We start from the raw sequence: 3,374 nt of genomic DNA on the forward strand, positions 1-3,374 counted from the left end.
GTCGTGGCGCGCGTGCCAGTACATCCTGATTTCCGGAACAGCAATGGGAAGCGGCGGTTCAAAGATGACGAGCGGCAGGGTCTCGGCCGCCCAAACCGCGAACTGCCTGGGCACCGCCGACAGGTGGTTTCCATTTGCCACGGCTAATGCGACAGCCTGAAAGTGCGGCAGGGTCAGGCTTACACGGCGCGTCCGCCCGATCTTGCGGAGCGCCTCGTCGGTGGAGCCCGACATCGACCCGTCGATAGAACGAAGAATATGGGGCAGCTCGCAGAAGAGGTCGATCGGCAGAGTCTTGCCTTCCATGATTCCCGCCTGCCTGATCGCAGCGTTGTCGTGCGCGGCGATGATGGCGAATGGTGAATGGAACAGAGGCGTGCTTGAGACCCAGTCGGAGACCTCCAGCGGACGCTCGAGCGCTACGTCGATTTCATCGTCCTGGAGCAGCCGCGAGACATCGCCGCGCGCGCTATCGAGAAACCTTAGCGACGCGCGCGGCGCGGCGCCAGCGATGCGTGCCGCCAGCGCTGGCATCAGCATCATGGAAAAGAAATCCGCCCCCATGAACGTGAAGGTTCGCTCCAGTTCCGCCGGATCGAACGCCTTGGCCGAATGGAAGACGCGTTCGATCTCGCGAAGCGCCACGCGCAACGGCTCGGCCATGCTCTCGGCGCGCGGTGTCGGCATCATGTCATTGCCCCGTCGCACGAACAGCTGGTCGTTGAGGAGATGTCGCAAGCGATTGAGCGCAGCGCTGACGGCAGGTTGGCTGAGGCCGATCTGCTCGCCGGCACGCGTAACGCTTCTCTCCCGCAGAAGGGCGTCGAACACCTTGATGAGATTGAGGTCGAGCGCGTTCAAATTCATCGCATCAATTCGCCCCATACGATCATTCGATTTCCGTTGTCGGCGTATCCCTGGCTAGATCGTCATCGGCCCAGCAGGCACAGGCAACAGAAGGATCAGACACGCCATGACAATGACCCCCGGCACGATCACAGGCAAGGAACTCTTCTGGTTCAACAACACGCTCGTCGCGATCCACGTCTCGTCGATGGCAGGAGAGGACGGCACCTGCGTCGTCGAGCATCACATGCCCTATGGCGACTCGCCGCCGCTGCATGAGCATCGCAGGGAAGACGAAGTGTTTCACATCCTGGAGGGGAGATTGCGCTTTCAGATCGACGGCCACGAACGCATTGCGGACGCCGGCGAAACCGTCATCGCACCGAAAGGCCTGCCGCACACCTACCGGGTCGAATCCCCGGAAGGTGCGCGCACCCTCACCATCACGCGCGGTTCGGATTTTGAGACGATGCTGCGTCAGGCGAGCCGTCCCGCCGAACAGCCCGAACTGCCGCCGCTGATGGAACCAACACCGGAAATCATCGCGGCACTGGTGCAGCTTTGCGCAAAAAACGGCATCGACATTGTCGGTCCGCCGCTGGGGTGAGAGGCCGAAACTGCGCAGTCCTTCCCTTCTCCCCTTTGTGGGAGAAGGAGAGACGCGCCGCGCCTTCAACCGATTTGCATCCTCGCCGCCCGCATTCTCCGCTTGAAGCCGTTTGTGCAACGCGATACGCCGTTGCCGACTTCGACAAGGAGAGACCCGTGACCGCTGCAAAGACCAGAACCGAAACCGACACGTTCGGTCCCATCGAAGTCGCCGCCGACCGGTATTGGGGCGCGCAGGCGCAGCGTTCGCTCGGCAATTTCAAGATCGGTTGGGAGAAGCAGCCGGCGTCGATCGTGCGCGCATTGGGCATCGTCAAGCGGGCGGCGGCCGAAGCCAACATGGAGCTCAAGCGGCTCGATCCTGCGATCGGCAAGACGATTGTCGAGGCGGCGCAAGAGGTCATCGACGGCAAGCTCGATGAGCATTTCCCGCTGGTGGTCTGGCAGACCGGTTCGGGCACCCAGTCCAACATGAACGCCAATGAGGTGATCTCCAACCGGGCGATTGAGATGCTGGGCGGTGTCATGGGCTCCAAGAAGCCGGTGCATCCCAACGATCACGTCAATATGAGCCAATCGTCGAACGACACCTATCCGACAGCCATGCACATCGCCTGCGCCGAACGCATCGTGCACGATCTGTTGCCGGCACTGAAGCACCTGCACAAGGCACTCGCCGCCAAGAGCAGAGAGTTCAATCACATCATCAAGATCGGCCGCACGCACACGCAGGATGCCACCCCCCTTACGCTTGGCCAGGAATTTTCGGGCTATGCCGCGCAGGTCGCTTCGTCGATCAAGCGCATCGAGCTGACGTTGCCCGGGTTGCAGGAACTGGCGCAGGGCGGCACCGCCGTCGGCACCGGCCTCAACGCGCCGGTCGGCTTCGCCGAAAGGGTCGCGGATCGCATCGCCTCCATCACCGGCATCGCCTTCGTCACCGCGCCGAACAAGTTCGAGGCGCTGGCGGCCCATGATTCCATGGTGTTTTCGCACGGCGCCATCAATGCGGCGGCCGCCGCGCTGTTCAAGATCGCCAACGACATCCGCTTCCTCGGCTCAGGCCCGCGCTCGGGCCTTGGCGAACTGTCGCTGCCGGAAAACGAACCGGGCTCGTCGATCATGCCGGGCAAGGTCAATCCGACCCAGTGCGAGGCGCTGACGCAGGTCTGCGTACAGGTGTTCGGCAACAATGCGGCGCTCACCTTCGCCGGCAGCCAGGGTCATTTCGAGCTCAATGTCTACAATCCGCTGATGGCCTACAACTTCCTGCAGTCGGTGCAGTTGCTCTCCGACGCCTCGGTCTCCTTCACCGACAATTGCGTCGTCGGCATCGAGGCCCGCGAAGACAACATCAAGGCGGCACTCGACCGATCGCTGATGCTGGTGACGGCGCTGGCGCCGACCATCGGCTACGACAATGCCGCCAAGATCGCCAAGACCGCGCACAAGAAGGGCACCACTTTGCGCGAGGAAGCGCTCGCCACCGGGCTGGTCAGCGAAGCCGATTACGACCGCCTGGTGCGGCCGGAGGATATGACGCATCCGGGGTAGGCAATTCCAGGAAAAGTGTCTGCGGTTTTCGGTCCGGAATTGCGTCACCAAAAGCCCGATATTTCGTGAGGGGAGAATTTACTCCCGTCACGACCTCACCCGAAGCGAATTTTGCGCAGGCCGCCCGATCACGGAAACGTAAGTACTGTGAACAATGTGTCGCCAGTCTGGTGGCTTTGGTGAACAGTCGGTTTGCTCTATCTCCCCGGCATCAACCCATCCCGGAGAGCCACCATGTCCACCAACATTTCAGTCGCCGGTTCCGGCGCATCCAATGCCTCGACCACCATCCTCCTCGGCCGCGTCCTGCTCGCGGTCATCTTCCTGCTTTCAGGTTTCGGCAAGCTCACCGCCATTAGCGGAAC

General features: G+C 62.0%; 3 protein-coding genes. 2 read left to right on the forward strand and 1 reads right to left on the reverse strand.

Annotated features, from left to right (window positions below):
• The coding region (locus EN925_RS28825) for a LysR family transcriptional regulator (protein ID WP_164894449.1) at positions 1–867 on the reverse strand (867 nt) is incomplete at its 3' end.
• A 106-nt stretch (positions 868–973) separates the two neighbouring features.
• Between EN925_RS28825 and EN925_RS28830 the strand changes: the two genes are divergently transcribed.
• Positions 974–1,453, forward strand: a complete 480-nt coding sequence (locus EN925_RS28830) for a cupin domain-containing protein (protein WP_127368334.1) — start codon at positions 974–976, stop codon at positions 1,451–1,453.
• A 158-nt stretch (positions 1,454–1,611) separates the two neighbouring features.
• Entirely contained in the window at positions 1,612–3,009 is a 1,398-nt protein-coding gene (gene fumC, locus EN925_RS28835; protein ID WP_127368335.1) for a class II fumarate hydratase, read from the forward strand.
• The last annotated feature ends 365 nt before the right edge of the window (positions 3,010–3,374 follow it).

Origin of the sequence: Mesorhizobium sp. M7A.F.Ca.US.006.04.2.1 (genome assembly GCF_004022915.1) — a bacterium.
Lineage (GTDB): Bacteria > Pseudomonadota > Alphaproteobacteria > Rhizobiales > Rhizobiaceae > Mesorhizobium > Mesorhizobium ciceri.